Source organism: Thermococcus sp. AM4 (genome assembly GCF_000151205.2).
Lineage (GTDB): Archaea > Methanobacteriota_B > Thermococci > Thermococcales > Thermococcaceae > Thermococcus.
Map to the genome: position 1 here is coordinate 442,050 of NC_016051.1, position 26,178 is coordinate 468,227.

At 54.8% G+C, this 26,178-nt stretch carries 26 protein-coding genes and 1 CRISPR repeat array; of the genes, 13 read left to right on the top strand and 13 right to left on the bottom strand.

All coding sequences use genetic code 11. From position 1 onward, the window contains the following. Window positions 1–19: 19 nt before the first annotated feature. The gene (locus TAM4_RS02380; RefSeq protein WP_014121642.1) at window positions 20–769 is read right to left on the bottom strand and encodes an MBL fold metallo-hydrolase; all 750 of its coding nucleotides are present in this window, start codon (window positions 767–769) and stop codon (window positions 20–22) included. 69 nt (window positions 770–838) lie between these two features. Between TAM4_RS02380 and TAM4_RS02385 the strand changes: the two genes are divergently transcribed. Together TAM4_RS02385 and TAM4_RS02390 are read left to right on the top strand one after the other, a co-directional pair. After that, window positions 839–1,303, top strand: coding sequence for a Mut7-C RNAse domain-containing protein (locus TAM4_RS02385; protein WP_014121643.1), 465 nt, complete (start codon window positions 839–841; stop codon window positions 1,301–1,303). Further along, window positions 1,300–2,070 carry a 6-hydroxymethylpterin diphosphokinase MptE-like protein gene (locus tag TAM4_RS02390; protein WP_048149725.1) on the top strand — a complete coding sequence of 257 codons (771 nt, stop codon included), beginning with the start codon at window positions 1,300–1,302 and terminating at the stop codon, window positions 2,068–2,070. The genes TAM4_RS02385 and TAM4_RS02390 overlap by 4 nt, the downstream gene beginning before the upstream one ends. On the opposite strand, the gene TAM4_RS02395 is transcribed toward TAM4_RS02390, so the two are convergent. Further along, window positions 1,990–3,633, bottom strand: a complete 1,644-nt coding sequence (locus TAM4_RS02395) for a hypothetical protein (protein ID WP_048149735.1) — start codon at window positions 3,631–3,633, stop codon at window positions 1,990–1,992. The genes TAM4_RS02390 and TAM4_RS02395 overlap by 81 nt on opposite strands. Before the next feature lie 127 nt (window positions 3,634–3,760). On the opposite strand from TAM4_RS02395, the gene TAM4_RS02400 reads away from it, so the two are divergent. After that, complete coding sequence (locus tag TAM4_RS02400) at window positions 3,761–4,222, top strand: GNAT family N-acetyltransferase (protein ID WP_014121646.1); 462 nt, start codon at window positions 3,761–3,763, stop codon at window positions 4,220–4,222. Between the two features lie 3 nt (window positions 4,223–4,225). Here TAM4_RS02400 and TAM4_RS02405 read toward each other — a convergent pair whose 3' ends face one another. After that, window positions 4,226–5,533, bottom strand: coding sequence for an ATP-binding protein (locus TAM4_RS02405; protein ID WP_014121647.1), 1,308 nt, complete (start codon window positions 5,531–5,533; stop codon window positions 4,226–4,228). A 113-nt stretch (window positions 5,534–5,646) separates the two neighbouring features. Here TAM4_RS02405 and TAM4_RS02410 point away from each other — a divergent pair, with 113 nt between their 5' ends. The 3 genes from TAM4_RS02410 to TAM4_RS02420 are packed head-to-tail and all read left to right on the top strand — an operon-like array spanning window position 5,647 to window position 7,463. Beyond that, window positions 5,647–6,828: an MFS transporter gene (locus TAM4_RS02410; RefSeq protein ID WP_014121648.1), complete on the top strand. Its 1,182-nt coding sequence runs from the start codon at window positions 5,647–5,649 to the stop codon at window positions 6,826–6,828. 13 nt (window positions 6,829–6,841) lie between these two features. Further along, on the top strand, window positions 6,842–7,114 hold the full coding sequence (locus TAM4_RS02415) for a hypothetical protein (RefSeq protein WP_014121649.1): 273 nt from the start codon (window positions 6,842–6,844) through the stop codon (window positions 7,112–7,114). Next, complete coding sequence (locus TAM4_RS02420; RefSeq protein WP_048149738.1) at window positions 7,089–7,463, top strand: DUF6516 family protein; 375 nt, start codon at window positions 7,089–7,091, stop codon at window positions 7,461–7,463. Before TAM4_RS02415 ends, TAM4_RS02420 begins: the two co-directional genes overlap by 26 nt. On the opposite strand, the gene TAM4_RS02425 is transcribed toward TAM4_RS02420, so the two are convergent. The 3 genes from TAM4_RS02425 to TAM4_RS02435 are packed head-to-tail and all read right to left on the bottom strand — an operon-like array spanning window position 7,426 to window position 9,528. Beyond that, on the bottom strand, window positions 7,426–8,175 hold the full coding sequence (locus TAM4_RS02425; protein ID WP_014121650.1) for a nucleotidyltransferase domain-containing protein: 750 nt from the start codon (window positions 8,173–8,175) through the stop codon (window positions 7,426–7,428). The genes TAM4_RS02420 and TAM4_RS02425 overlap by 38 nt on opposite strands. A gap of 9 nt (window positions 8,176–8,184) precedes the next feature. Then, a complete protein-coding gene (locus TAM4_RS02430; RefSeq protein ID WP_014121651.1) occupies window positions 8,185–8,748 on the bottom strand; it encodes a nicotinamide-nucleotide adenylyltransferase in 564 nt (187 codons plus the stop codon). Continuing rightward, window positions 8,749–9,528 (bottom strand): S-adenosyl-l-methionine hydroxide adenosyltransferase family protein, encoded by a 780-nt coding sequence (locus tag TAM4_RS02435; RefSeq protein ID WP_014121652.1) that lies wholly within the window; start codon window positions 9,526–9,528, stop codon window positions 8,749–8,751. Between the two features lie 55 nt (window positions 9,529–9,583). Here TAM4_RS02435 and TAM4_RS02440 point away from each other — a divergent pair, with 55 nt between their 5' ends. Continuing rightward, window positions 9,584–10,120, top strand: a complete 537-nt coding sequence (locus tag TAM4_RS02440) for a tRNA (cytidine(56)-2'-O)-methyltransferase (RefSeq protein ID WP_014121653.1) — start codon at window positions 9,584–9,586, stop codon at window positions 10,118–10,120. A 5-nt stretch (window positions 10,121–10,125) separates the two neighbouring features. Further along, window positions 10,126–10,695 carry an archaetidylinositol phosphate synthase gene (gene pgsA / locus TAM4_RS02445; RefSeq protein WP_048149748.1) on the top strand — a complete coding sequence of 190 codons (570 nt, stop codon included), beginning with the start codon at window positions 10,126–10,128 and terminating at the stop codon, window positions 10,693–10,695. 60 nt (window positions 10,696–10,755) lie between these two features. Here pgsA and TAM4_RS02450 read toward each other — a convergent pair whose 3' ends face one another. Continuing rightward, entirely contained in the window at window positions 10,756–11,406 is a 651-nt protein-coding gene (locus TAM4_RS02450; RefSeq protein ID WP_014121654.1) for a peptidase M54, read from the bottom strand. A 238-nt stretch (window positions 11,407–11,644) separates the two neighbouring features. On the opposite strand from TAM4_RS02450, the gene topA reads away from it, so the two are divergent. Both topA and TAM4_RS02460 read left to right on the top strand, forming a co-directional pair. Continuing rightward, window positions 11,645–13,804 carry a DNA topoisomerase I gene (topA, locus tag TAM4_RS02455; RefSeq protein WP_014121655.1) on the top strand — a complete coding sequence of 720 codons (2,160 nt, stop codon included), beginning with the start codon at window positions 11,645–11,647 and terminating at the stop codon, window positions 13,802–13,804. A gap of 30 nt (window positions 13,805–13,834) precedes the next feature. Beyond that, window positions 13,835–14,635, top strand: coding sequence for a hypothetical protein (locus TAM4_RS02460; RefSeq protein WP_014121656.1), 801 nt, complete (start codon window positions 13,835–13,837; stop codon window positions 14,633–14,635). Here TAM4_RS02460 and TAM4_RS02465 read toward each other — a convergent pair. Genes TAM4_RS02465 through TAM4_RS02475 form a run of 3 tightly spaced genes read right to left on the bottom strand, consistent with a single transcriptional unit; the run spans window position 14,619 to window position 16,691 of the window. Then, complete coding sequence (locus tag TAM4_RS02465) at window positions 14,619–15,806, bottom strand: NAD(P)/FAD-dependent oxidoreductase (RefSeq protein ID WP_014121657.1); 1,188 nt, start codon at window positions 15,804–15,806, stop codon at window positions 14,619–14,621. The two genes, TAM4_RS02460 and TAM4_RS02465, sit on opposite strands and share 17 nt — an antisense overlap. Then, window positions 15,803–16,006: a DUF362 domain-containing protein gene (locus TAM4_RS02470; protein ID WP_014121658.1), complete on the bottom strand. Its 204-nt coding sequence runs from the start codon at window positions 16,004–16,006 to the stop codon at window positions 15,803–15,805. Before TAM4_RS02470 ends, TAM4_RS02465 begins: the two co-directional genes overlap by 4 nt. Further along, the gene (locus TAM4_RS02475) at window positions 15,990–16,691 is read right to left on the bottom strand and encodes a helix-turn-helix domain-containing protein (protein WP_014121659.1); all 702 of its coding nucleotides are present in this window, start codon (window positions 16,689–16,691) and stop codon (window positions 15,990–15,992) included. The genes TAM4_RS02470 and TAM4_RS02475 overlap by 17 nt, the downstream gene beginning before the upstream one ends. A 131-nt stretch (window positions 16,692–16,822) precedes the next feature. Here TAM4_RS02475 and TAM4_RS02480 point away from each other — a divergent pair, with 131 nt between their 5' ends. Further along, entirely contained in the window at window positions 16,823–17,503 is a 681-nt protein-coding gene (locus TAM4_RS02480) for a thioredoxin family protein (protein WP_014121660.1), read from the top strand. 68 nt (window positions 17,504–17,571) lie between these two features. Next, the gene (locus tag TAM4_RS02485) at window positions 17,572–18,498 is read left to right on the top strand and encodes a hypothetical protein (RefSeq protein WP_048149752.1); all 927 of its coding nucleotides are present in this window, start codon (window positions 17,572–17,574) and stop codon (window positions 18,496–18,498) included. Window positions 18,499–18,574: 76 nt separating this feature from the next. Here the strand turns inward: TAM4_RS02485 and TAM4_RS02490 are convergent, their stop codons facing one another. After that, complete coding sequence (locus TAM4_RS02490) at window positions 18,575–22,216, bottom strand: PEGA domain-containing protein (RefSeq protein ID WP_237702117.1); 3,642 nt, start codon at window positions 22,214–22,216, stop codon at window positions 18,575–18,577. 275 nt (window positions 22,217–22,491) lie between these two features. Further along, a CRISPR array of direct repeats spans window positions 22,492–23,735; the repeat unit is 30 nt; unit sequence CTTTCAATTCTCCTCGAGTCTTATTGCAAC. A 512-nt stretch (window positions 23,736–24,247) separates the two neighbouring features. On the opposite strand from TAM4_RS02490, the gene cas2 reads away from it, so the two are divergent. After that, a complete protein-coding gene (cas2, locus tag TAM4_RS02495; protein WP_014121664.1) occupies window positions 24,248–24,505 on the top strand; it encodes a CRISPR-associated endonuclease Cas2 in 258 nt (85 codons plus the stop codon). Here cas2 and TAM4_RS02500 read toward each other — a convergent pair. Continuing rightward, window positions 24,498–25,187: a PD-(D/E)XK nuclease family protein gene (locus TAM4_RS02500; protein ID WP_014121665.1), complete on the bottom strand. Its 690-nt coding sequence runs from the start codon at window positions 25,185–25,187 to the stop codon at window positions 24,498–24,500. The two genes, cas2 and TAM4_RS02500, sit on opposite strands and share 8 nt — an antisense overlap. A 10-nt stretch (window positions 25,188–25,197) precedes the next feature. Continuing rightward, entirely contained in the window at window positions 25,198–26,178 is a 981-nt protein-coding gene (gene cas1b / locus TAM4_RS02505) for a type I-B CRISPR-associated endonuclease Cas1b (RefSeq protein WP_014121666.1), read from the bottom strand.

Genomic DNA, 26,178 nt, shown 5'->3' on the forward strand with positions numbered 1-26,178 from the left:
TTTCATCCCTATCTTTTTCTTAGACGTAGAACACCATGCCGTCGTAGGCAACTAAAACCCTGTTTCCCCACCTCTTCCGCACGTAGTCCGTCAGCTCAAGGAACGGCAGGTTTTTGTGAGAGATGTGGCTCAGGACGGTCCTCTCAGCGAGTTTGAGGCCAAGTTCTGCGGCTTCATCAACGTTGTTGTGGTAGGGGTCTTCAAAGCCCGGGGGATAAGTGGCATCCACAATCGCCAGCCGGAGCGGAGCTCTCTCCTCCAAGAATTCCCGCGTTTCCTCGGGAAGGCCCTTGGTATCGTAGAGCAAGGCCACACTCTTCCCGTCCTCTTCGATGAGGTAGCCGAACGTCTCAACGCCGTGGTTGAGCTTTAACGCCGTAATCCTTAGCGTGTCGAGCTCGACCGTTTCGAAGGGCTTAAGCGTTCTCGGGCGGAGGTTCTTCGGGTTCTGCAGGATTAGCGCGTCGGCGCTTCCCTTCGGGGCATAAAGGACAGTCTCCCTCGCCATCCAGCGGAGCTTGTAGAGGCCGTAGATGTGGTCGTGGTGCCAGTGGGTCAGGAAGATGGCCTCCAGCGGGACGTTGAGGAAGTCCCTTATGTCAGTCCCAACGTCGAAGAGAACGGCCTTTCTGTTGTCGGTAATTACCGCGAGCGTTGAGGGCCTTCTCTGGGCGAAGCCGAACTTCCTCGCCTCGCTGCACGTCGAGCAGGTGCAGAGATGAGCTGGAATCCCTTCGCTCCCGCCGGTTCCGATGAAGTAGACGAGCATGGCCACCACCTATTTTATGGTCGTGAAATAGCGGCTGAGTTTATAAGGGTTCTCCCGTAACCCCTTCCGATGAAGTTCATCGCCGACATGATGCTCGGAAGGTTGGCCCGATGGCTCAGGCTCTACGGCCACGACACACTCTACGGAATTGAAGACGACGAGGAGATAATCGAGACCGCTAAAAGGGAAAACCGGGTAATCCTCACGAAAGATGTCGCTCTCGCCAGGAGAGCCGAAAGACTCGGCGTTAATGTCTTCCTCCTCCGCTCCAACTCACTTGAGGACCAGGTCGCGGAGCTTAAACGCCTCGGCGTTGAGTTCGGGGAGCTGTTCCCTGCAAACGCGCGCTGTCCGAAGTGCAACGGGCCCATAAAAGCGGTTCCAAAGGAGGCAGTTAGGGAAAGAGTTTCCCCCAAGGTTTATGAGCGTTACGATGAGTTCTACGTCTGCCAGAACTGCGGACAAATCTACTGGCCGGGAAGACAGTGGGAGGAGATGCTGAAAATCGACGAAAAACTGAGGGAGTTGAAATGAACTGGGAAACGTGGAGGCCCTTCTACCTCAGAATAGTGAGGGAGATGGGCTATTCAATCGAGGAAGACAGAAAATCGGCCGAGCTGCTCCGCTCGCTCCTCCTCGAGAGTGACGACTACATCCTCCGCGAGGAGCTTGGGGCCGTAATCGGACGAAAAGTCTACGTCTTCGGAGCGGGCCCCAGCCTTGAGAGGGCATTGAATGAGTTCGACTTCTCGGACGGGACGCTCATAGCGGCGGATGGTGCAACAACGGCTTTGCTCGACTTTGGTATCATCCCCGATGTGATCGTTACCGATCTCGACGGAAGGATTTCTGACATAAAGCTCGCCAATGACCGGGGCGCTTTCCTCGTCGTCCACGCCCACGGGGACAACAGGGATAAGCTCGTCTCCTACGTCCCGTTTCTGTCGAGAATCCTCGGCACCTGCCAGACCGAGCCCCTGGACATAATCTACAACTTCGGGGGCTTCACCGACGGCGACAGGGCGGCTTTTCTGGCTAAGGAACTCGGCGCGAGGGAGATAACGCTTGTCGGGTTCGACTTCGGCGAGACCGTTGGGAAGTGGAGCAAGCCGTCTTTAAGGGAACACTCGCCAATCTGGGAGAGCAAGCGTAAGAAGTTCGAGTTCGCGAAGGAACTGCTGGCATGGCTGGAGAAAAACGGGAGGGCGAAAATAAAAACTCTAACCCCTTCTCCCCCCCAGCGGAGCGAGGAGGAGCAGCAGGAACGCGGCCGGTCCGCAGACGCCGCCCGAACCCTTTGAAGTTTCCGATTCAGTGCTCGATGGGGATCCGGATGGAGACGTCGCCGAAGTTGTCGTTGTCACGGAGGTGCTAGAGCTTGAGGAGTGGCTCTTTGAGGTCGTTGAGTGCCTGCTGGTGGAGGTCCGGGTTCCCGTTCCGCCCGTCGTCTCTGTTTTCGTGCTCTGGCCCGTGCAGAGCTGAGATGCCTTGAGTTCCAGTGCCGTTTTCTCCGCCTTTACTCCCGGCAGAACCTGAAGCGTGACATTGGATATCTCGTAGTACCTTGGATCGACGGGATGGAAGTTCAGCTCGAAATCCTCCTCGCTGAGCTCGGCGTTCTTCCAGCAGGGGTCGTCCCCGTTTACGGTGAACAGGATCACGCTCCGGGAACCGGTCAGTCCGATCGTGCCGATCACGGTGCCCTCCTCCGCCCAGATATCCCTGACGAGGCTGATCGAGTGGAGTGTGCTGGGCTCGTACGCGAGCGCCCGCTTTATCCCTCCGGAACCGTCCATCTCGATGATGACTACGTCACCCATGAACCTCTTCGCTCCTGCAACCCACGTGCCGATTTCACCGAGGTAGAGGGAGTTCCCCGAGATGGTGAAGCGGTTCGTCACGAGGCCGGGCTCTTTGACGATCTTTCCCCAGACGGGGCTCCCGTTCCGGGCTATCTCTATCACCGCCGGGAACTTGACGGAAGTCCTGTTGATTTCGGTTTCGTACGTGCCGATTATGTAGAAACCGTCTCCTCCCCTGGCTATCCCGCTGGCGTAGAGCAGGTGCCCTCCCTCCTGGGAGCGGTGGTGGGAGTAGCTAAGAACGCTGAGCACCGTTCCGTTGGTCAGCATCTCGGTGAGGATTATCCTGGCTCCTCCGATTGCACTCTCGGCGTTGGTTGAGACGAAATACAGCCGGTTTCCATCGACGAGCATCTCCTTCGGCTCAAGGCCAAAGGTTACTTTGATGCCCCTGGCCCACAGAACCTTCCCATAGAGGGGTTTTACGTTCTCATCAACCGAAACCTTCAGCACGACCGCCCATTTTCCAAGCTTTGCGAGGATGTAGAGGTAATTGCCATCGAGTATCGCGTCCCTCGGGTAGATGTGGGCCCGAACCAGTTTTGAAGTTCCCCCGTAGGTTTTGTTCACGTAGGCCGAAATCAGCTCTCCCCAGCGGACGTTCAGGTCGTCATCGAGCCTGAGGATCAAAATGCCGTCAAAGCCTTCAATCTTCTTCGAGTGGGCCTCAACTATCAGGTAGTAGCCTGCGGGAGCCTTCAGCAGGATCGGATGCAGGGCGAGGGGGTTCACGTTTATTGTCTCGCCGTCCTCAAAGGATAGGGACAGCATCTTGCCCCCAAGGGCCGTTCCGTCGGGGGTCACTTCGATTAGAGCGAGATGGTTCTTCAGCCCTTTGCTGTAGATACCTGCAATCAGTACCCGGTTGTCTGAGTAGAGCGTGTAATAGGGATCGAAGGAATCCATTGAGCCCCCTTTGATCGTGTACCTGAATTCCGAGGCTAAAGCAAAGGTCGAGGAGAGCATCAACATCAGGGCCACGAGCGGTGCGAGCCACCTCATGGGCACCCCTCAAATTTTCTACAACTTTTTGGCTAAAATACTTTTTCTTGACTAAAAATTCATCAAATCCGACAAAATTTCCCCGAACGGTTCGACAGATTTTAAAAGGACGCTCCGAACTTGAAACATGCTGACCATCGAGGAGCTCCGCTCAGAAACAGAGGTGCTCGAATGCCTTGAGACTGCCAGGGCTTTGCCGGAGTGGTTCAACGAGGCCGGCCTCAGGGCTATCAAGCGCGATTTAATGAGGGAGAAGACCTTCATCGCCGTCGAGGGAGGTAAGGTTCTCGGCTTCGTGACCGTTAAGTCCCTCAACGAGAGGGCCCTTGAGATCCTCTGGATGGCGGTTAGGAGGGAGTTGCGGGGCCGTGGGATTGGCACGGAACTGCTCCGCTTTGTCGAGGAGTGGGCGAGGGGGAGAGGCTTCGAGGTACTCGTCGTCAAGACGTCGGGCGATTTAGGTTACAAGCCCTACGATGAGACGAGGCTCTTCTACGAGCGGAATAGATTTGTGAGAATCGCGCTGATAGACCCGTATCCTGAGTGGGGTGAGCCGGCGCTGATTTACATAAAATGCATCAGAAAATGAAATCTAAAACCCCGCAATGAATGCCTGCCAGGGATAAAACGCTATCCTTTCGCCCAAATCGTATTTTCCGCCAAGCACTAAGCCCCTCCTTGCATTCAGGCGCTCCATGCTTCTCTCAACCTGCTTTCTCTGTATCTTGCCGAGGCCGACCTCGATAACGATTTTCTCCCCGCCAAGCTCAAGGACGAAGTCAGCCCCACCTTTGCCGGGTTCGTAGCAGAGTCTGCCGTTTTTAGACTTTGCAAGGAGGAACAGATAGAACGCCACGGTATCCTCTAACAATGAGGCGAATATATCCTTTTTTCCGAGGCTGAAGCCTGAACCGAAGAGCAGGGCTGACTTGATCGGAACGGCGATAAACTTGATTTTTGGACTTTTTCTTCTCGCTTTTGAGAGCGAACCGCAGGAGGAAATTCTCTGCACGAGCCCAGCTTTCTCAAGGGCGTCCACCAGTTTAATAACCGTCCCCTTTGCCAGTCCAAGGGTTTTCGAAAGTTTCTCGTAGCTGAAGCGCTCTCCTTTCGGTGTTGCAAGCAGGTGAAGCAGGTCGAAGGCCCGATCGAGCGTTTCAGTGTCGAACTCATGCACGTCCCTCAGGTCACGGTAGATGACCCTGTCGAGCATGGTGCTCAGTCTTTCGTAAACCTCTCGCTCATCCATTTCCAGGATCATGGGCATTGACCCGGCCCTGACGTAGAGTTCGATGTCTTCCGTTACCGGAGGCATCGGAACTTCCTGCCCCCGGAGAATTCTCCCCATGAGCTCAGGAATTTCATGACCGGTTTTGAGGAGGTAATACTCCCTGAACGTCATCGGGAAGAGCTCCCTGTGCAACGCTCTCCTCGCGAGGTCGGGGCTCTCCCTGAGCTTTATCGCCGATGAGCCCGTTGCAATTATAAGGAACCGCTTCTCATCGTGGAGGAGTTTCAGCTTTAAGTCCCAGTCCCTCTCGTACTGAACTTCATCGAGCAGGATCACCGCCTTCTTGGGCTGGACGAGCCGTCTGTAGGCGTTGATTACCTCCAGCAGTTCCAGGCCCAGGGCCCTCAGCCTATCTAAGGACAAGTAAAGAACGTTGTTCGGGCTCGTTCTCTTAATGGCTTCAAAGTACAGCTGGGCGAGAAGGGTAGTCTTCCCAACTCCCCGTATTCCGAGCAGGAGAACTGTATCGGGGGCTCCCATCTCGAGGTATGCCGTAAGTTTTGAGGAGAGATAGCCGTATAACATCCTTTTGTGGGGCTTGTTGTAGGCACCGAGCAGGTTTCGGATGCTCACGAGGTGCTGTACAATAAAGTCATCCGGTTGAACCATAATTCCACCTATTTGATCATTTGGATGACCAATTTATAAACCTTACCTCAAGCGTTACTCTCCCGCCAAGCCAATATTTTTAAACACGGCATGGAACCTGAACGGGGCTTCAAATGCGCTGGAGCGAGATTCCGAGGGAAGCTAAAGCCTACATGCTCTACCACACGCTCATTGCTCCCGGCCTGATAGTCTGGATACTCTTCCCGCTCTACCTCATGGAAACCGGCTACTCAATCTTAGAGGTCGGGGCGTTCTTTACCGCTGTGAACATAATCGCGATTCCCCTGACTTACCTCTTCGGCCGGCTCTTCAACCGCTGGGACATCAAGAAGGGCCTCATCGCGATAGATGTTCTCGACGGCATCGCCTACGTTTCCTACGGCCTCGCGAAGGGAGCGGTAGCCCCCATCATGCTCTTCGCCGGTAGAACGATTGAGAAGCTCTCGACAGTTCTCTATCCCCTCTACCGAGCCTACGAGCAGGTAATCTACCCGGAGGACAAATACGAGGAAATCTTCGCCTGGCACCTCCGCCTGCCAGAGATATCGAGGCTGGTTACATTTCCGATTATGGGCTACATCCTCGGCTACGTCTACTCGGGGCCGGAGAGCTACCGATGGACTTTCATGTTCTTCGGCCTCTTCTCGGCCGTTACTGTGGCTTACATCTGGCGTTTTCTGCCTTCCGTTGGCCGGGAAGAGAGGATAACGCCCGAGGGCTTCACCTTCAAGGTCGGCGAGTTCAAGGTCCTCCTCGCCTTTGAGGCCCTGCTGACGCTCGCCTGGTCCTTAGCTCCCGAAATCGTGCTGATTAACTACGTCGTCTTCGTGCTCCACAAGACCGTGTTCGAGGTGACGCTGATAGCCTGCGCGAGCAGTCTGGCCTCAATAATCGGAACCTATGCAAGCGAAAGAGTCCCGAAGGGGAGGGGATTCCAGGCGATAGGGGTCGGCATGCTGATTAACGCCCTCTACGCACTGATGATGGCGCTCTCGCCACCCTTCTGGCTCGCCCTCCTCGTCTACGCGGTCGGCGACTTTGGAAGCACTTTCTGGTTCCCCTTCTACCGCTCATGGATGTTCAAGTTGATTCCAAAGGAGAAGGCCAGCGAGTTCCACTCGGCGATATCGAGCTACCGGAAGCTCCTCGCCCTCTTTACGCCCTTCGTTGCGGGAGCGCTGGCGAGCCTCCACCCAACGCTGCCCTACGCGGCAAGCTTCGGGCTGTTTTTACTGGCGGGAGCGATGTTCTGGTGGCTGGCTAGGAAAGGTATTTATTCAAGAACCGCGAGTTAGGAACGTGGTAGGGATGAGTGAGGTTGTGGTTTCAAAGAGAGACGTGTTAACATACGAGAGATTAAGGGTAATCTCCGAGCTGGCCCCTATACGGGAAAGAGTGAGGGCCTTCGAGAAGAAATACGGCATGACGCTCAAGGAGTTTGAGAGAAAACTTACGAACTCGGAAGAATCCTTCGAGGCCTGGGACGACTACATCGAGTGGAAGGCATATGTAAAGAAGCTTGAGGAGCTGGAGAAGAGGCTAAAGGAGATTGAACATGCTGAGAGAGTTAGAATCGCTTGAGACTAGTCCAGCAGTCAAAAGCTACGAAATCCTCGACTACAAAGAAGGGGACAGCTTTTATTTCCTGAAAATCAGGGCAGAGCTAATAGATGGGAGCGTTCTTTACATCCGGGAATTCGTATCGGAGGATGAGTATAACTACTCTTTTCAATGGCAGAAGGACGGAAAGCTTATAGTCCGCTGGGACAACGCTCCACACCATAAAGATGTTGAGACTTATCCCCACCACAAGCACGTCTGCTCAAAAGACAACGTCCAGCCTTCAAAAGAGATCTCTCTTGAAGACATCCTGAGAGTTATTGAGGAGAAAATTAAACCCCAGTCCTCAGCCTCCAGCCGTCTATGCTGAAACCGCCCATTCTCTCAAGGACGTGAGTTACCAGTGCCTCGACGTTCTCGGTTCTGACTTCTTTCATGGCCCTGAGGAAGAGGGCAACGAACTCATCATCGGGAAAATTTGGAAAAAGATAAGCCTCTCTAAAGGCTTCGTCACTGAAGAGACGATACACCTTGCTCGCCGGCGGTACTTCGACCCGCAAAAATCGGGCGTAGGACTCAAGGGCTTCCCTCAGAGCCAGATGATATAGGTAGGCGTAGCTCGGATCTCCTCGTTCCTCAGCATCCTTCAGGCTGTCAAGGGCGTCCCAGAGAACGTACTTAGCCAACTCGACTTTCACCGGCTCGGGCTTTGGAAACGGCATCCTCATGTACTCCTCAGCCTCGGCCCGGAGGCTCTCTACGATACCCGTCTTGTCGAAGAGAACTTTCCCGATGAGGATTATTCTGGCGGTATTCCTCTTGTTCCTGGAGTGCTCCTCCTCGAAGTACCGCCTTATCTGCCTTATGGGGTTCGCGAAGTACTCAATCAAAAAGCCGTCCACGAAAACGTTTCCCCTCTCCCTCCAGTCCACGTCGTCGGAGAGGATTACGTAAACGTCCACGTCCGAGCGGGGAGTTTGGAGGCCGAGGGCGTAGCTTCCCGTGAGGATAGCAGCCCCAACGGAATCCTTTTCACTCCACTCGCCTATGAACTTCTCAAGCGCCCGCTTCCAGTCCGCCATAAAACTCCCTCAAAACTCCGGAATCCTTATCGGCGCCTGGAGTTCCTTTTCGTTTTTCTCGAGGTTGGTCGCGAGCATTCTGATTCTCTCGCAGCCCTTGATTTCCCGAATGAACTCGGCGACGCTCCTCGGCACCAAATCTTCCCATGGCTTCCCCTCGACCATGCGCTTCCTTATTTCCGTCGCGGAGAGAATGTCCTTCCTGAACATCGGCTGAACGATGACCTCGTAGCCCTTCTCGCGGAAGAGCTGTGCAACCAGAGAGTTCCCGGTGAAGACGACGTCGAAGCGGGGCACCATACTAACCACGTAGGTCGCCCAGATGGCATTGAAGTTTATATCAGGGAGCGGAATCAGGTAGTAGCGCTTCTTTGGGAACTCCGCCTCATCGAGGGCCCTTATCAGCATCTCCATCCTCTCGCTCGTCGTGAAGGGATTCTTGAGCGTGTGGCTGGCCTGTGCGCTCCCGATTCCGATGATGACCTCGTCCACCTGCGAGAAGACGAACTCCAGAGCCTTCATGTGCCCGTTGTGGACGGGCTGGAAACGACCGACGAAGAGACCGCGCCTCATTCAATCACCTCCAATCAGCTTCACCCTAACCTCACCCCCCACCTTCAGGCCGAGCCTCTCGCTCGCGTTCCCCTGGTTGACGGCAATCTCAAGGTAGTCATGGCTTCCTGGGAGTGCAAGCAGTTCTCCGGGCTTCACGTAGCCGTAAGCCTCCCTGTAGGGAATCCTCAGCCCGAAGTCTGGCAACTCAACTGCCTCCGGCCTTCCGTAGTTCTCAAGGTTGAGTATGATGTTGCCGAAGTCGTCCACGTAAATTACCTTCAGAACCCAGAGGTCGCCTTCCCTCTTCGGCTCGACGTCGAGCTTGATGAGAGAATCGAGCGGAATCTCGCGGGCAAACTCCTCCGGAGGAACACCTTTCTCGATGAGCGCGCCCGCCGGCCCGAAAACGTCCCTCCCGTGGAAGGTCGAGCTTATCCGCCAGCCGGTGAAGCGCCTAATCCGGTCAAAGTCTATCTCCCAGGCGCGCTTTGGATTTATGTGCTTGAGCGGAAGCGTCGCCAGCCCGTTGTCGGGGACGACGAGCCACTGGTCGCCCTCGATGATTACCGCCCTCCTCTCGGTCCCGACGCCGGGGTCTATGACGCCGACGTGAACCGTTCCTTCAGGGGAGTACTTAACGACCTGCTCCATGACGAAGGAGCCCTCGATTATGGAGTGCCTCGTCACCGCGTGGGTGACGTCAACGAGCTTCGCGTTCGGGTTGACGCGGAGCATCGCTACTTTCATCTCACCGACGTAGGGCCCCTTAAGCCCGAAGTCCGTCGTCAGCGTTATCATTCACACCACCGGAAAGGATTTATTGGCAACCCTTTAAGAGGTTGCGGGGGTTGGAATGATAGCGGTGCTTAGACTCGGTCACAGGCCGGAAAGGGACAAGAGAATAACCACTCACGTGGCGTTGACGGCGAGGGCCCTCGGGGCCGATAAAATAATCATTGCGGCTGAAGAGGATGAGCACGTTAAGGAGAGCGTCGAGGACATCGTGAGGCGCTGGGGCGGGCCGTTCGAGATAACCTTTGACCCCAGCTGGAAGAAAATCCTGAGGGAGTGGCGCGAGAAAGGTGTCGTAGTCCACCTGACGATGTACGGAATCCATATAGACGACGCGATGCCGAAGCTGAAGGAGGAGCTGAAGGCCGGAAAGGACTTCCTCATCGTCGTCGGCGCCGAGAAGGTTCCGAGAGACGTTTACGAGCTGGCCCACTACAACGTGGCAGTTGGCAACCAGCCCCACAGCGAGGTGGCCGCTCTGGCGGTTTTCCTCGACAGGCTCCTCGACGGCGAAGGTCTGAGGAAGGAGTTCCAGAACGCGAAGCTCAAAATCATCCCGCAGGAGAGGGGGAAGAGGGTAATCCAGCTCGACGGGTGAAGAAAATGGTCCTCAACAGGTATCGAGAGAACGTCAGGGGTTACCTTGAGGCGATAGTTAAACCCCTCGCAAAGGCCGGACTGACGCCGAACGCGATAACGGTGATAGGTCTCCTCATGAGCCTCCTCGCGGCTTACCTCTACTACCTCCGCGAGCCGAGGCTGGCCGCTCTAACGCTCCTCATAGGCTCGCTCGTCGATGCCCTCGACGGAACGCTGGCGAGGCTGACCGGAAAGACGAGTCGCTTCGGGGCATTCCTCGACTCGACCTTCGACAGGATAAGCGACGGCGCGGTGCTCTTTGGAATCGCGCTCGGAAGTCTCGTCGACTGGCGCGCTGCCTTCCTGACGTTCATGGGGAGCTATCTTGTCAGCTACGAGCGCTGCAGGGCCGAGTTAGCTGGCTCCGGAAAGCTCGCGGTGGGCATTGCCGAAAGGGCCGAGAGGCTGATAATCCTGATGGTTTTCTCGTTCCTCGGGACGGAATACGTCAAATACGGCGTCTACATCGTCGGAATACTCGCGTGGATAACCGTCGTCCAGAGGTTTTACGCCGCATACCAGCGGCTTAAGTGAAGAAGAGGGGAATGACGAGAATTTCGCTACACGAGGCTCCGCCGATGAAGAGCCCTGCCGTTACCGACCCCTTTCCCTTTTGAACACTACCTCAGCGGAGACCGCCCCCTGGAGTTTTCTCATGCAGGAGGGGCAGTAGGCGGGTGGCCTCTCGTCCCATTCGCGCAGCGTTGTCGGAGGGTTCATTACGCACTCACCGGGGCAGTGGTCGAGATCAAAGCTGTGGCCCAGCTCGTGGAGGACGCCTTTGAATATCCGCTCGGCCATCAGTTCGCGGTTGCTCGACTCAAACGGTTTCATGGAGAGTACCATTATCTTCATGCCCAGTATCTCCTGCTGAAAACCGAGGAACTTATCGTACATGTGGAAGTACCTGTTTCTCGAAACGAGGGGAAATGTTGTGAGGCCAAAGATGCGCCTCATGGGAAATCCTTCATCCTTGTTGAGTTCCTGGAGGAGACGGGCGTAGAGGGCCTCGATTACTGCTTCCAGGGGATAGCCCTTGACGTGGGTGTCCCCCACGGGGATGTTGATGAGGTAACCTGGACCGACCTCGAGTTTCCCGAGGTAAAGAAACCTGACGGGAAGATTGCTCCGGATCAGATAACGGTTAACGCGATCGAAAATATCGAATATGAGCTCCCTGTCCATGAAGTTCCCTATGTAGGTTGCTCCCACGTAGGTCAGCTCCCTCTTGGCCCCGGCTCGCATGTAGTGAGAAACCCCAAACGGTTATTAAACTTTTGCCGGCGGAAAGGGATTTAAGCGAATGAGAGTACACTTCACTGCCCCCGGGAAACCGCGGGGGATGAGCGCCCGGCGAGCCGTGAGTCCCCTTCGCTCCCCGGGGGCACAGTTACCGCTCCTATTCACGGGCACTGTGAGTGTTAGCGATCCAGAAGCTCAGTAGGATTTTTATACACCATCTCCCACCCTCTCAGGATGGACCATGGTCACGCTCATCATAGCCGAGAAGCCCAACGTCGCGAGAAAGATAGCCTACGCATTGGCCGAGGGAAAGCCCGTCCGGAAGACGATAGGGAAGGTGAGCTACTACGAGTTCACCCGCGACGGCAAGAAGGTGATAGTCGCTCCAGCTGTTGGCCATCTCTTCTCCCTCGCTCCGAAGACCAAAACCTACGGTTATCCCGTCTTTGACATCGAATGGGTACCTGTCTACGTCGCCGAGAAGGGCAAGGGCTACGCGAAAGACTACATCAAGGCCTTAGCTACCCTTGCAAAGAAAGCCGATGAGTTCATAGTCGCCTGCGACTACGACACGGAGGGCGAGGTTATCGGCTACACGGCTCTGAAATACGCCTGCGGCGTTGACCCTTCGAAGGCCAAGCGCATGAAGTTCTCGGCGTTGACGAAGAAGGACCTTCTCAAAGCTTGGTACAACCTTGAGCCGACGATAAACTTCGGAATGGCAGATGCTGGAATAGCACGCCATGTCCTCGACTGGTACTGGGGCGTGAACCTCTCGAGGGCTTTAACATCGGCCATAAAGCGCGCCAGCGGGAAGTGGATGGTTCTCTCCACCGGAAGGGTTCAGGGGCCCACCCTTAAGTTCCTCGTCGAGCGGGAAAAGGAAATCCAGAGCTTCAAGCCGAAACCGTACTGGGTCATCAAGATGATTCTTGAAAAAGAGGGCAAGCAGTACACGGCGACCTACGAGAAGGACAAGATATGGGACGAGGAGGAGGCGAAGAGAATCGTCCAGGAGGCCAAGAAGGGGCCGGCCTTCGTGGAGAAAGTTGAGGTGAAGCAGCAGAAGAGGAATCCGCCGGTGCCCTTCGACCTCGGAACGCTCCAGAGGGAGGCTTATTCTGCCTTTGGCTACAGCCCGAAGAAGACCCTGGAGATTGCACAGCGCTTGTATGAGAAGGGTTACACGAGCTACCCCAGAACAAGCTCGCAGAAGCTCCCCAAGAACCTCAACTTCCGCTCGATACTGCAGAACCTCGCGAAGTTGCCCGAGTACAAGCCCTTCGCCCACGAGCTTCTGGGCAAGGGCAACCTCAAGCCCGTTGAGGGCAAGAAGGAAGACCCCGCCCACCCGGCAATCTATCCCACCGGTGAGCTTCCAAAGCCCGGCGAGCTGAGTAAGGACGAGAAGAACATCTACGACCTCGTCGTGAGGCGCTTCCTGGCGCTCTTCATGGAGCCGGCGGTGAGGGAGAGCGTGAAGGTAATCATAAACTCCAACGGCCACCGCTTCATCCTGAGCGGTGCGAGAACCCTCAAGGAGGGCTGGCTGAAGGTCTACGGGAAATACGTCAAGTTCGACGAGGTAATCCTTCCCCAGTTCAGGGAAGGTGAACCCGTCAAGGTCGTCCAGATTAAGCGCGAGAAGAAGAAAACCAAGCCCCCCGCTCGCTATTCTCCCGCCGCTGTAATCAAGAAGATGGAAGATTTGGGCATCGGAACGAAGGCAACGCGCGCGCAAATCCTTGAAACGCTTTACAGCAGGGGCTACATCGAGGGCAAGAAGAAGATAAAGGTTACACCCCTCGGCATGCGCGTCGTGGAGGCCCTTGAGAAGAACGTTCCCGACATAGTCAGCGTTGAACTCACGAGGGCCTTCGAGGAGAAGATGGAGGAGATAATGGCGGGGAAGGCAAAGAAGGACGAAATAATCGAGGAGAGCAAGGACCAGCTGATTAAAATCCTAAAGGTCTTCAAGGAGAAGGAGCTCGACATCGGAAAAATGCTCCTTGAGACAACCGGAACTGGAGTTACAACCTCGAAGGACTCGGTTCGGGTGGAGAAATCAAAGTCCCAGTCCGGGACTTCCAGAGCTTCCGCGAAATCCGGGACGGAAGAGCCGAAGAAGGCCAAGTCCCCTGAGAGGCAGAGGCTCGTCCTCGGAAAGTGCCCCAAGTGCGGCGGCGACTTGGTTCTCAAATACAATAGGAAAACCGGCAAGCGCTTCGTCGGTTGCTCCAACTGGCCCAAGTGTAACGTCACCTATCCAATACTCCAGCGCGGTGAAGTGATTCCCACCAACAAAACCTGTTGCAACGGCGCTCCAGTGGTCAAGATTCGCGAGAAGGGCAGGGAGTACGAGATTTGCCTCGACATGAACTGCAAGGACTGGAAGCGATAGCCTTATCTTTACTTATGATGAATTCCCATCATGGACGAGTGGGAAAGAACTGCAAAAGTCCTGCTGGCCAACGCCCGCGAGTTCCTTGAAAGGCTCCGCGACGAGGTCAGGCTGAACGAGGTAACGGTGGCGAGCCTCCTTGACATCCAGTCAACCTTCGTCCTCGGTCTGGCGGACGCGAGCCTCTACGCCTTCTCCATCGGGCGGGACGAAGTCGTTGAGAGTTCTTACCGTCTCTTCCTTGAGGGGTTGGAGGTTCTCAAGGCGGGCCACCTCTTCATAAGCGAGCCGGAACTTGACCTGTGGCTTTCTCCCCTCCGGGATGTGAATCCGGAGAGGGGTTTTTCCCTCGACAGGCGCTTCTCGCTCCTTGGAGAGCCGAAGCCGACGATGGTCTGGGCCAACCGCGTGGTTCAGCTCAGGAACGCCCTCCACGGAAAACCTGTTAGGGACCCGCTCCGGAGCATCGGCTACGGGATAGACGAGGGCGATAGGCGCTTTCCGGTTCTGTTGAAGGCGGTTAGAAGACTTTACACGCTTTACCCCGCCCCAATAGATGAGACCGCGAGGCTTTTGGCCCTTGAGCTCGGGTTGGGGCTTGATGAGAAACCCCTTCGGTGCTCCGACGGAACCTGCGAGGCGATAACGGAACTGCCGGACGTTTCCTCCTTCAGAAAAACGGTTTCCGGGGATGTTGAGCTCTACTACCTCATCGAGAACTCAAAGGGTCTTCACTCCCCCTGGGGAAGCCTGAGCGTTGGGAGTGCAAGGGAGATAGTGGTATTTTCAAGGAAGAAGGGAAAGGGGTTCAGGCTCAGAGAAGGCTTTTGAGGAGCTTTATCCTCCTCGGGTTGAGGAGAACCTTCGGGTGCTTGAGGAGGGCCTTTATGACCTCCACGTAGTCTCCGCCTGCTATCTTCTCCGCGTCTGCCCCGCTGAGAACCTGTATGAAGAGGTCGAGGTCTTCATCTGTGAGCTTCTCCGTTACCTTTCTAACCTTCAGAACCTTCTCAAGCCTCTTTCCGTCGGTCTCCCACCACTCTTTGGTATAGTTCTGGAGGAGCGAGAGGTTATCCTCTTCGAGAGCCTTAACAATCCACTTGCTCGCTATCGTTCCCGCTTCCATCGCTTCCGCCATTCCGCCGCCGTGCATCGGGTTTACCTGACGAGCTGCGTCGCCAACGACGAGAACGTTGTCCTTGACGAGCTCCTTGACGAAGCCTCCAACGGGAACGACTCCAACGTTCACCTCGAGGAGCTTCTTGGCAGGTATGTTGTTCTCCTTCAGCCACTTGTCGAGGTAGTACTTGGCGGTCTTTGGATTGTCCGAGTTGATTCCAATTCCCACGTTGGCTCTGTCCTCGTCCTTCGGGAAGACCCAGACGTAACCTCTCGGGGCTATCTCGTTGCCGAACCAGAGGTGTATGAGGTCGGGGTCGTAGCCTTCTATGAGCATCTCGTATTCGTAGGATGAATCGAACTCGTGTGGCGGGGCGTAGGTGTTTATTCCCGCTTTCCTCGCTATCGTGCTCTCGACGCCATCAGCCGCGACGATAACGTCGGCGTAAATCTCAATCGGCTCGTCCTCGTGCTTGGCCTTGATTCCAGCGACCTTTCCGTCCTTCCTTATGACGTCCAGGGCTTCCGTCCTCGCGAGGACGTCTGCTCCAGCCTTAGCGGCGTAGTAAGCGAGCATCTTGTCGAAGACCTTCCTCTCGAGGATAACACCGCTAACGTCCTTGTAGCGGAGTTCGAGCTCGTAACCGCTCGGGGAGTAGAGTTTCGCTCCGTAAATCTCGCGGTTGATGAAGCGCTTATCATAGGGGATGTCGTATTTCTCAAAGACCTTTATGCTTATGCCCTCGGCGCACTGCTTGGGGGTGCCTATCGCCCACTTCTTATCAATCATGAGGACGGAGTAACCGGCCTTTGCGACGTTTCTGGCGATGATAGGCCCTGCTATTCCCGCCCCAACGACGACGACGTTGTACTTCCAGCTCATGCTTTCACCTCCAGGGGCTCGGCGCTCAGTGCTCCAACTGGGCAGGCGTTGACGCATATCCTGCAGCTTATGCACTTGTCCTGAATAAACTCCCAGCCGCTTGAGTGCACCTCTATCGCCAGAGTCGGGCAGACCCCGGCACAGCCACCGCAGAGGTAGCAACGGTCTTCGTTAACGACGATTTTAATCTTCTCCGGCATCGTTTTCACCGCCGAGCTTTGCCTTCAGCCTTTCGTCGTCTATCGTTATAACGCCGTCTTTTATTCTTAACGGAACGAACTTGTCCAGCTCGCTCGCCTTCTGAAGCACTTCCCTCTCCTTGAGGTTGAGCCTGTCGCTGAGTTCGTCAACGGTGGCAGAGCCGTTGAGGAGGACGTAGTGGAGGATCGCCAGCTGGGTCATGTCGCCGATTTCCTTGAGGTAGGTCTCCTTAATCATCGCCATGAGCCTGTCTCTTCTACCTTCAACCGCCTGTAACTCCCTGAGAATTTCTTCGAGCTTTTTGCTCAGGTTTCTGAAGGTTAGAATCATTTCGTCGAGGTTTTTGGGCTCTTCTGGAAGCTCTATCGAGACTTCCGGCTCCTCGCTCAGGTCGAGCCCGCGGTACCAGAAGATGTTGGGGGTTATAGTGACGACGTACGTCTTGGCGATGTTTATGTCGTAGTACTTCCTCGCGGGGCCGATGAAGGGGCCCTCACGCTCGTAGGATTTGAGAATGCCCTCGCGCTCCATTATTTTAAGGTGCTTTGCAACGGCAGTGGAGGAAACGCTGACCTTGCTGCTCAGAAAGCTGAAGTAGCACTCGGTGCAGGTGAGGTGGCTGAGTAAATCGCGCCTCACCTTGTTCCCGAGGATGTAAAACAGGTCCGGCTCTTTCTCAGGCATGCCCAACACCACCCAAACCTGTGACGTAAAGCTTATATAGTGATCATTCAACCTAAGGTTGCAAACCTGGGATTTTCACCCAAAAGAAATGGTTCGCGAGGATTATAAACCTTTAGATGGAGGTGTGATGGATGGGACTGATTAGCGACGCCGACAAGAAGGTTATCAAGGAGGAGTTCTTCTCCAAGATGACGAACCCCGTTAAGATCATCGGTTTCACCGGAAAAGACCACTGCCAGTACTGCGACCAGCTCAAGCAGCTCGTTCAGGAGCTGAGCGAGCTGAGCGACAAGCTGAGCTACGAGTTCTATGACTTCGACACGGAGGAGGGCAGAAAGGTGGCCGAGCAGTACAGGATCGACCGCGCTCCGGCCGTCACGATAACCCACGACGGAAAGGACGTCGGCGTTAGGTTCTTCGGCCTTCCGGCCGGTCACGAGTTCAGCGCTTTCCTCGAGGACATAGTCGACGTCAGCAATATGAGCACGGACCTCATGCCGGACAGCAAGGAGGCCCTTTCAACGATCGACAGGGACGTCAGGATACTCGTCTTCGTAACCCCGACCTGCCCCTACTGCCCGCTCGCGGTTAGGATGGCCCACAAGTTCGCCATCGAGAACACCAAGGCAGGAAAGGGCAAGATACTCGGCGACATGGTCGAGGCGATTGAGTATCCCGAGTGGGCTGACCAGTACAGCGTCATGGCGGTTCCGAAGATAGTCATCCAGGTGGACGGCGAGGACAAGGTCCAGTTTGAAGGCGCCTATCCGGAGAAGATGTTCCTTGAGAAGCTTCTCTCCGCCCTTGAGTGACTTCTTTTCTCCTTTTCACGTTTCGATAAAGTTATTAACCCATCCGGTGCACCAGTTCTGGGATGGAGATGGGTCTGGAGATCGGAGGGGTTCCATTCTCGATAACGGGCGAACTCGATGACGGCTTTACCGAGGGACTGAGGAGCCTCTTTGCGCGGCGGTATCTCCCGGACGTCAGGGAAAAGGACGGGAGGGAGCGCGTCCTAATAGAGCGCTTTAAGGGGGAGCGCTTCAGGGTCTTCAGCGCGGTATACGATCATCTCGGGCGGGACGAGTACAAGATCGAGTCCGCGGTCCCTTCGGCGTACGGAAACGAGGCCCCGGTTTTCTTCACACTGCAGGCCGCGGCGAGGGCCGGAGCGAAGGAGGGCCGGATCTTCGTCACCGACTCGGTGGGCGTTGTCTCCCCTTCGGGACGGGCGGTTCTCTTCGTTGGCTACCCACACACCGGAAAGAGCACGATGTCGGTACTGGCGCTGGCCGGCGGTTTTCCTGTTCTGAGCACCGAAAACACCGTCGTTGAAGTCAGAGGAAAAGCCCTGTACATAGTCGGGGGCACCGATGTTCTGGTCTACGATCCCAGAGTGGAGGGCGTTTACGGCATCAAAGCCCCCTACGACACAAAAACCCGGAGCGGGTACAGGATCAAGGATCTCTCATCCAGCGAGGAGCGCTTGGAGCTCCTCGAGGCAGGGGTTAAGATAGATCTGATAATCGTTCTTCACGCCGCTTTCAACTGTATGGAGGCGAGCTTCTCAAAGATAAGCGGGAGGAAGGTGAGGAAAACACTCTGGTACTTCTCAACGGCCCTCATAAAGGGACTCGATTACTACGAGCCGATGCCCCTTCACGTCCCCGTGAGCGATGAGATAAACCGCAACCTCTGGGATTTCCTCCAGACCGCCTCGGAGAACTATTCCAGCAGGATGTTCGAGGCCTTTGGCAACCACAGGGCCGTCTTTGACAGAGTCATGGAGATGGCGGAGTCTATTTAACTGCATAATTGCATGTTAATGTCTTTATGTAATTGTTGAAAAATGGGGCGGAAGTGAAAAAAAGTTGAGGAGGGGCTCAGCGCCTCCTCTTCCTCGCGAGTACGGGCAGCAGTGCGAGCAGTACGAGCCCAGCAGGCCCGCAGATGCCGCCGCCACCCTTTGAGCTGCTGCTAGTACCGGTGTTTTCTGTGGTCGAGCTCGTTTCCCCGGTCTTGGAGGTGGTTGTGGTCGTTGAGGTCCTCGAGTGCTCCCTGTGCGCGGTGGAGGAGGTCGTTGTTCTGACGACGGAAGTCGTTGAGGTCTGAACCTTCTCAAGGGATACACTGAGTTCCCTGCTCTCCCCGGGTTTCAATGTGATGGTCAGGCTCTTCCCCTTATAGCCATCCTTTCTGATGGTTATTGAGTATTTGCCGGGCTTGAGGGTGAGTTCGACCGGGATTTTGCCCTTGAGCGTTCCGTTGACGTAGACCTCGGCTCCCTCAGGGGTTCCTGTTATCTTGAGTTTCGCCTTCATTTCCCCAGGAACGTACAGGGCGAGCGGTACGAAGTAGTGGAGGTTGTGGTCACCCCCGTTGCCGGCGGTGACGCCGAAGTAGGCCGTTTCGGAGCCGAGTAATGCCGGAATGTCCACGTTCACCTGGGTGTAGTTCCTGCCGTCAACTTCGAGGGTCAGGGTCTTGGTCTTTGGATCCCAGTAGAGGGTCATTTTGTGCTCCTTTCCGTCCGCGAAGCTGACGTCAGCGAGCTTCCTTTCTCCTCTCGGGGTAACGAGGTAAATTCCTCTGCCCCACTCCCAGAGCTTGAAGCCAACGGCCCTGCCTATGCCGTTGAAACCGCAATCGCTGCCCTCTCCTCCGATGGCGTTGGGACCTATGGACTGGAAGCCAACTGCGATTCCATCGCCTCCGTTCTGCCTTCCAGCGTAGAACATCAAGATCGCCTTGAATGGCTTAGAGAGGTTCACGGGATATTTGAACCAGGCGGCTCCCCTCTTGTGGCTCTGATCCGGTGTGAGGACTATTGCACCTGTGGAGTTGTCAAAGTACGCATCGCCAACGAGCTGCCAGGGCATTATCTTCTTCTCCAGATCCGAGAGGACCCTCATGGCCTCGCTGAACTTCCACTCCCTCATGAGCTCTTTGGCCCGGGCTATTCCGGCGTTGAACTCATCCTCGCTGATCTCCCCCATTTTTGAGGCTTTGTAGAGGCTCTGGAGGCCCTTTATTCTCTCCTCCACCATGAGGGTCATGTTGAGTGCTTCCCTCAGTTTTGTTTCGAGCGATGCGGCAACGCGGCACGCCTCCACGTACCTGCCCTCTTTTCTGAGCTCCTCTATTGAGCTTACCTCCTCGTCTATTGAAGACACCGAGACCCCGTGTTCCCTCAGCTGCTCCTTGAGCTCGTTGATCTCTTTAATCATCTCCGCGATCTTCTGCTCGCTCATATTGAGCGCAAGGTTGCGGGCGGATTCGGAGTAGTTAAGTGCTGAGACCACGTCCCCCTCAAACGCGGCCTTCCTAATGGCCTGTACCAGCGCATCAAGTGCTATCGAGGAGATGTTCATCTGCTGGGCTATGAGGGTCTCCTTAAGGTTCTCCTTTATCTCTGGAACGGTTTTTCTGATCAGCCTCATCCTGAAGGTGTAGTAATCCTGGAGCACCTTCCGGTAGTTTCCTCCCTTTAGGGCGGTGTCCAAGTCGCTGACTATCGGGGCGAGCTCCGTGGTATCCAGCCCGAGTTTCCTCAATGAGGAGAGCATTGTCTTTGCCTTTTCAGACACGGCGGCGAGCATGAACCCATCGGCCGGCACGAAGTAGTGGAGGTTCCATCCTGCCCCCGTTGCCGCAGTGACTCCAAAGTACACCTTTGAGGACCCGAACTTTGCGTTCAGATCGATGGTTCTGCTGGCGTAGACGTGGCCATCGACCTCAAGGGTGAGGCTCTTCGTTGCCGGGTTCCATGAAAGCTTGAGCACGTGCTCCTTTCCGTCGGCGAAGGAAACTCCCCCGGTAACGTCTTCCTCGTTTCCATCGTCCACGAAGGTTATCTTCTCCTTGTACTCCCAGAGCTTGAATCCAACGGCAGGGGTGATGCCCTTGAAACCGCAGTCGCCCCCGCCCCCGCCAAGGGCGTCAAGTCCCCTGGCCTGGAAGCCGACCGCGATTCCGTCAGCTCCTCCTTTGTGTCCAGCGTAGAATATTATGGTTGCCGTGAAGGGCCGGGAGAGGTCAACTGGCTTATCGAACCAGGCCGCACCTCTTTTTCCTCCCTCGTCGGGGGTAAGGATTATAACTCCCTTCTCCGGGTCGATTTTTGCATCCCCCACGAGGCTCCATCCCGGAAGTACTTTGCCGTGGAGCCCTACCACGAGTCCAGTCTCCCTGTCCAGAAGGAATGCCTTCCCGATGTCTTCGGTCGTCAGGTTGAGGATGGCGTTTCCGTAGTCGATCTCCTGCCTGTAATCGCTACTTTCAAGGTAGGTCATTTCGATTTTGAACATTCCGTCGCCCCAGGCCCAGACGGTCAGCGAGGCGACCTTGAAGTCACCGAAGAATCCAGCGAGGTACTCATCTATGACGACGTAGCCCTTGTGATAATACCACCTGAGCCCGGGTTTGACTCTCTGATCACTTCCCCACTTGTAGTAGTGGACATAGATGTCCATGTACTCAAGCTCCCAGAATCCACCGGCGAGGGGAGTTGTGAAGGTCTTCCCGACGTCAGCGGAGCTGATGGTGAGGTTGTAGCCGTCGATGAAAGTCAGGGTGAGCTTCTCAGCCGAGTCAAACCAGAGGGGCTTTACCTCCAGTGTCGTCATGTTGAGGTACTTTATCCAGAGGCCAACTGTGTAGCCCGAGGAGGTCCTGTTTATTCCGATTATGTACTCCCGCGAGGTGTGGTTGAAGAGGATTACCGTGTAGGAGAGCTTTTCGCTGCCGAGCTTTATTCCAAGGTGGTAGATCGGCAGGACGTTTATCAGGCAGGAGTCGTGGTCTATCTTCTTCGGGCTTGAGAGCGGGACCGGCGGTTTGACATAGGGATAGGTCTTCTTGATCTCCCTGTACAGGAGAGAGCTCTTGCACGTCCAGCCGTAAACGTCCGGGTAGTCCCACTGGTATACACTGGTGATGACGTCCTTGATCGTCTTGTCGTTGAGGTACTTGAAGAGCCACTCCACCTGCTTTGCCTTCCCGATCTTTTCGTACTCGTTTACTATCTCCTGCTTTCTGTACTCTGCCACCTTCTTCAGGTTGACGCCGTTGTAGCTTCCCACCTTTTCGAGGAGCCAGTAGGTCACGACCTCCGTAGCGAGTTCGGTTTTGAATTCTCCCTTCTTCAGCGTGAGGTTGAAGTGCCACAGGGGATCCGCGCCGTTTCCGGGCAGGTTGGGGATGGAGAGGTTGACCAGCCCGTAGGCGACCAAGTAGAAGCCCTTGCCCCCGATGATGCCGTGGTATGACTTCGTGAACTCGTCGGCCCCAACCTTCACGACTTTGGCGTTGGGATCGATTTCAAACCCAGAGCCTGGAGTTACCTCGACGGTGCCCTGGAGATCCCTGCCGGTGAGCTCGCGGAACGCGCTTTTGAGGGCATCCACGTACCCCTGGATGGAGGTGCCTGAAGCCCCGACCGGGTGTCCCGTCGGAACCGTGCTAACCAGCACCAGAACCCCAATCAGAATTGCAATCTGCCAAGTTGTTCTCCTTTTCTGCCCCACAGTGTTCACCTCCGGTTCATTACGTCCTGTTCTCGAAAGTTACTGTTAAAAATTTTTTCTGCCCCATTGTGTTATATTGAACCGAAAATTTAACGTGCATTGAAACTTTGGGAAATATCACAGGATATAAATGAATTTTTATAAGGATAAATTCCCCCCATGATTTTGGATAAAAGCCCGTCCCTGGAGAAATATTCCAAATAGGTAGGCGGAAAGTTGAGATCTGCCGGGGTTTTGCGACCGCGATCTTATCTAAAAGATGGCCTGAGAGGGTTCTTTCAATTCTCCTAGAGTCTTATTGCAACCTCCAATATCGCTTTAAAGCTTATTCTCGGCGTTTCCTTTCAATTCTCCTAGAGTCTTATTGCAACTCTATATTGGAACTCCAAATCTCTGAAGTCTTCTCTCTTTCAATTCTCCTAGAGTCTTATTGCAACCGATTGCATAGGTGTCGCTTGCCGTTGTTTGACTGTAACTTTCAATTCTCCTCGAGTCTTATTGCAACATATATCGAGGAGCGGTTGTGGAGGTTATATAACCAACTTTCAATTCTCCTCGAGTCTTATTGCAACGGGGTTCCGGCTGGAGCGTATTTACTTCCACCGGAATCTTTCAATTCTCCTCGAGTCTTATTGCAACCTTCTTATTCTCGGCGTCCCATTCCTCGACCCAATACTTTCAATTCTCCTCGAGTCTTATTGCAACTCCACGTTCAACGTCAGCTTCCACCTAAAGTCAGCCTCTTTCAATTCTCCTCGAGTCTTATTGCAACACCCTCTTCATCCGGCACATCCACCCACGTGATGTTTCTTTCAATTCTCCTCGAGTCTTATTGCAACCGCATTGGCGGGGGACAATCCGGACAGTAATGAAACGCTTTCAATTCTCCTCGAGTCTTATTGCAACGTCCTCGAACTTGTACTCATAAGTGACACTGTCCCCGTCCTTTCAATTCTCCTCGAGTCTTATTGCAACAGATCTCGCGAACAATGGTGGCCTCATCGGGACGCTCTTTCAATTCTCCTCGAGTCTTATTGCAACTGGAGGTGAAGGCGAGGGAGAGGGTGCTGGCCGCGCTCACTTTCAATTCTCCTCGAGTCTTATTGCAACTTGATCCCCCGCGTTCCATGCCTTGTCGGCCCTCTTCCTTTCAATTCTCCTCGAGTCTTATTGCAACCGGTTCGGCCGTGTTCGAGTTTTTCGATGATTTTGACTTTCAATTCTCCTCGAGTCTTATTGCAACTGGGAGCGTCGCAACGTCAGTAATGTTGAGCTCAGTCATGACTTTCAATTCTCCTCGAGTCTTATTGCAACCCACCGGGATTTTGTTGCCCTCTTCGTCGGTCTTTTTCGTGCTTTCAATTCTCCTCGAGTCTTATTGCAACGCCTGATTTCGTATTTTGGATCGTCGCGGTACTTCTTCTTTCAATTCTCCTCGAGTCTTATTGCAACAACCTGCGCGAGGACAAATGACAGCGATGTTCCAACTCTTTCAATTCTCCTCGAGTCTTATTGCAACAGGGCGCGAAATTCGCCCTTTCGCCCAACGAAGAAATAAGAACGCCCCGATATTTAAGCCTTTCTGAAAACCGGTGAAAAAGAACGTCTCTCCGGGTTGTAATTGAAGTCACTTTGACCGTCTGATACTCCGGAAACGCTTTCATCGAAACCTGATCAGGTGAGCGCCGGAATCCTTGAACTGGTCCTGATGGTTAAATGGAGCCTGTTTCTTTAAAAGGGCCGTATCCATAGTCTGGACCCAAAAAGAACGCATTTCTTCAGGGAGGGAACTTGCTCGGGAGCGTACTGCCCTCCGTTTAATTTTCCGAAAATATTTCGTCACATCTTTTTGCGTTGATTGTAACAAAAAGTTACAAATCAAAGGGTCTTAAAACCGATTTCCGGGGGAACGATAGGGGATCACTTAAAGTTTTTGGTCTTTCTGAGGCTCGTTTCCAGAAACGGAGCCCTTTGAACGTGATACGCCGCAAACGTTAAATCCTGGAAGCACAAAAATGCTCGGGATGCTCTATGTACATTATCGTGGTCTACGACGTGAACGTCAAGCGCGTCAACCACGTGAAGAAGTTCCTCCGCCAGCACCTCCACTGGGTCCAGAACAGCGTCTTCGAGGGCGAGGTCACGAGGGCGGAATACGAGCGCATCAAGGCCGGGCTGAAGGAGATAATAGACGAGAGCGAGGATTCGGTGGTAATCTACCGTCTCCGCTCCCAGCCACTGCGCGACGTTCTCGGAACGGAGAAGAACCCGCTGGAGGACATCATTTGACCTTTAGCTCCTCCCTGTCAATCTCGGCGCAAATCGGCCTGTATGGACAGCGGTTGCACACCCAGTCCTTTCTTCCAACCGTCGATATCCAGCGCGGAAACTTCCCGCTTTCCAGCTCCTCAACGGCTTCGATAACCCTCTCGGCCCTCCTCAGAAACCTTTTGAAAAGGCTCTCATCGAACTCGACGGGGAATACTCGGAAGTCAAGCCCGTTCCTATCGAAGATGTAGATGTACCCCTTCGCCCTCCCGAGCATTCCCATGTAGGCGTTAATCTGCTCGACCCACTCCCGCGATGGCTCCGCGTGCTCAAGGTCCTGATTTTTTCGCGGGATTCCTTCACCGTTGCCCTCAAACCCCTTGAACTTGAACTCGAGGACATATGGGCCTTTAACGGCATCAACCCGTCCAAAGAGCTTCCAGCCCTCCTTCAGTTCGTACTCAACCGGCACCTCGAACTCCGCACTCCCGACGACCTCCGCCAGCCAGCCGTGCAGGGCGGAGCCTATCCTGGCTTCCCAGCTACGCGAGGGACTGTACGCATTGAGGTATATGTCAAGGGCGGTCTTCCTGAGGCAGTAGCTCAGAGAGGTTACCCATATCCTCCTCTCGGGCCTGTGGTTGCCGTCTATGGCGTTCCTAATCCTCTCGTTGAAGGATTCGATTTCCTCGGGAAGGTTCACTCAGACCACCTCAGAACCACGCCACCAGCGGCTCGTACTCCTTAACCCCAACGAGGTGCTTGATGAGCTTGTAAGCCTCGAGACGAATTAACCGTTTCTTCGTAACGTTCCTCTTCAGCTCGGGGTGTTTAATGCTCTTCGTCAGCTCCTTCTCGTACTCGGAAAGGACCTTCTTCATTCCCTCCTTCGTCAGGAGAACGCCGTTGAGCTCCTCCCGGAAGTGCTCCTTCGAGAGGATTTTCTTCGTTATCAGCCTCGTCGCGAGCCTGTCCGCTATTATCGGCTTGAAAATCTCGCTCAGGTCGAGGGCAAGGGAAAAGCGCCTCTCCCCGGGCTCGTGGAGGTAGCTGACGGTAGGGACAAGCTGGGTGTTGTAGAGCTCGCTGACTATCGTCGCGTAGAGCCTTGAGTTGAGGAAGCTTATAAGCGCGTTCATCTCGTTCCCCGGCGGCCTGCGCGTGCGCTTAACTATTTTGAAGCCTTCGGGAAGGTGGTCGTCCCATCTCGAATAGTAGGCCTCGCGAATCCTCGCCTCGACGTTCATCACTTCCGTTATTTTCTCCGCCCCCTCAAGTTCCTCCAGGAGTTCCCTCAGCTCCTCAGAGAAGCCATCATTAACTTTCCAGCGCCTCAGGTTCCGCTCCATGTTGAGCGCGCTTCCCCTAACGAAGAGCCTCGCCAGTTTGAGGCGCTTTTCCCCGTCAAGGTAGTGCTCCGCCTGCCTGATGACCAAGTCCCCGGAGTTCAGGCTTTCTCTCGGGTAAAAGCTCCCGTCGTAGTGCCCGTAGTGGTTGAAGAAGTGAACCGTTATGCCCTTCTGGGCCAGGTAGTGGAGGGCCTGAGAGGTTATTGTCACATGGCCATAAATATAGAGGTCGTAGATGCCCTCGACGGCGAGGGGCTTCCTGCCGCGTTCATTCTCGAAGTAGAGCGTGTTCTCCCGCCGGAAAAGCGTTCCGTCTGAAAGCAGGGTCAGGGAGCGCTTTCTCAT

What these genes read in the sequence shown, in the direction of transcription:
- TAM4_RS02400 (WP_014121646.1), top strand. Translation starts at nt 3,761, where the DNA reads ATGCTGACCATCGAGGAGCTCCGCTCAGAAACAGAGGTGCTCGAATGC.
- topA (WP_014121655.1), top strand. Translation starts at nt 11,645, where the DNA reads ATGGTCACGCTCATCATAGCCGAGAAGCCCAACGTCGCGAGAAAGATA.
- TAM4_RS02410 (WP_014121648.1), top strand. Translation starts at nt 5,647, where the DNA reads ATGCGCTGGAGCGAGATTCCGAGGGAAGCTAAAGCCTACATGCTCTAC.
- TAM4_RS02475 (WP_014121659.1), bottom strand. Translation starts at nt 16,691, where the DNA reads ATGCCTGAGAAAGAGCCGGACCTGTTTTACATCCTCGGGAACAAGGTG.
- TAM4_RS02425 (WP_014121650.1), bottom strand. Translation starts at nt 8,175, where the DNA reads ATGGCGGACTGGAAGCGGGCGCTTGAGAAGTTCATAGGCGAGTGGAGT.
- TAM4_RS02470 (WP_014121658.1), bottom strand. Translation starts at nt 16,006, where the DNA reads ATGCCGGAGAAGATTAAAATCGTCGTTAACGAAGACCGTTGCTACCTC.
- TAM4_RS02380 (WP_014121642.1), bottom strand. Translation starts at nt 769, where the DNA reads ATGCTCGTCTACTTCATCGGAACCGGCGGGAGCGAAGGGATTCCAGCT.
- TAM4_RS02465 (WP_014121657.1), bottom strand. Translation starts at nt 15,806, where the DNA reads ATGAGCTGGAAGTACAACGTCGTCGTCGTTGGGGCGGGAATAGCAGGG.
- TAM4_RS02430 (WP_014121651.1), bottom strand. Translation starts at nt 8,748, where the DNA reads ATGAGGCGCGGTCTCTTCGTCGGTCGTTTCCAGCCCGTCCACAACGGG.
- TAM4_RS02395 (WP_048149735.1), bottom strand. Translation starts at nt 3,633, where the DNA reads ATGAGGTGGCTCGCACCGCTCGTGGCCCTGATGTTGATGCTCTCCTCG.
- cas1b (WP_014121666.1), bottom strand. Translation starts at nt 26,178, where the DNA reads ATGAGAAAGCGCTCCCTGACCCTGCTTTCAGACGGAACGCTTTTCCGG.
- TAM4_RS02440 (WP_014121653.1), top strand. Translation starts at nt 9,584, where the DNA reads ATGATAGCGGTGCTTAGACTCGGTCACAGGCCGGAAAGGGACAAGAGA.
- TAM4_RS02485 (WP_048149752.1), top strand. Translation starts at nt 17,572, where the DNA reads ATGGGTCTGGAGATCGGAGGGGTTCCATTCTCGATAACGGGCGAACTC.
- TAM4_RS02415 (WP_014121649.1), top strand. Translation starts at nt 6,842, where the DNA reads ATGAGTGAGGTTGTGGTTTCAAAGAGAGACGTGTTAACATACGAGAGA.
- TAM4_RS02390 (WP_048149725.1), top strand. Translation starts at nt 1,300, where the DNA reads ATGAACTGGGAAACGTGGAGGCCCTTCTACCTCAGAATAGTGAGGGAG.
- TAM4_RS02420 (WP_048149738.1), top strand. Translation starts at nt 7,089, where the DNA reads ATGCTGAGAGAGTTAGAATCGCTTGAGACTAGTCCAGCAGTCAAAAGC.
- TAM4_RS02480 (WP_014121660.1), top strand. Translation starts at nt 16,823, where the DNA reads ATGGGACTGATTAGCGACGCCGACAAGAAGGTTATCAAGGAGGAGTTC.
- TAM4_RS02450 (WP_014121654.1), bottom strand. Translation starts at nt 11,406, where the DNA reads ATGCGAGCCGGGGCCAAGAGGGAGCTGACCTACGTGGGAGCAACCTAC.
- cas2 (WP_014121664.1), top strand. Translation starts at nt 24,248, where the DNA reads ATGTACATTATCGTGGTCTACGACGTGAACGTCAAGCGCGTCAACCAC.
- TAM4_RS02385 (WP_014121643.1), top strand. Translation starts at nt 839, where the DNA reads ATGAAGTTCATCGCCGACATGATGCTCGGAAGGTTGGCCCGATGGCTC.
- TAM4_RS02435 (WP_014121652.1), bottom strand. Translation starts at nt 9,528, where the DNA reads ATGATAACGCTGACGACGGACTTCGGGCTTAAGGGGCCCTACGTCGGT.
- TAM4_RS02460 (WP_014121656.1), top strand. Translation starts at nt 13,835, where the DNA reads ATGGACGAGTGGGAAAGAACTGCAAAAGTCCTGCTGGCCAACGCCCGC.
- TAM4_RS02405 (WP_014121647.1), bottom strand. Translation starts at nt 5,533, where the DNA reads ATGGTTCAACCGGATGACTTTATTGTACAGCACCTCGTGAGCATCCGA.
- pgsA (WP_048149748.1), top strand. Translation starts at nt 10,126, where the DNA reads ATGGTCCTCAACAGGTATCGAGAGAACGTCAGGGGTTACCTTGAGGCG.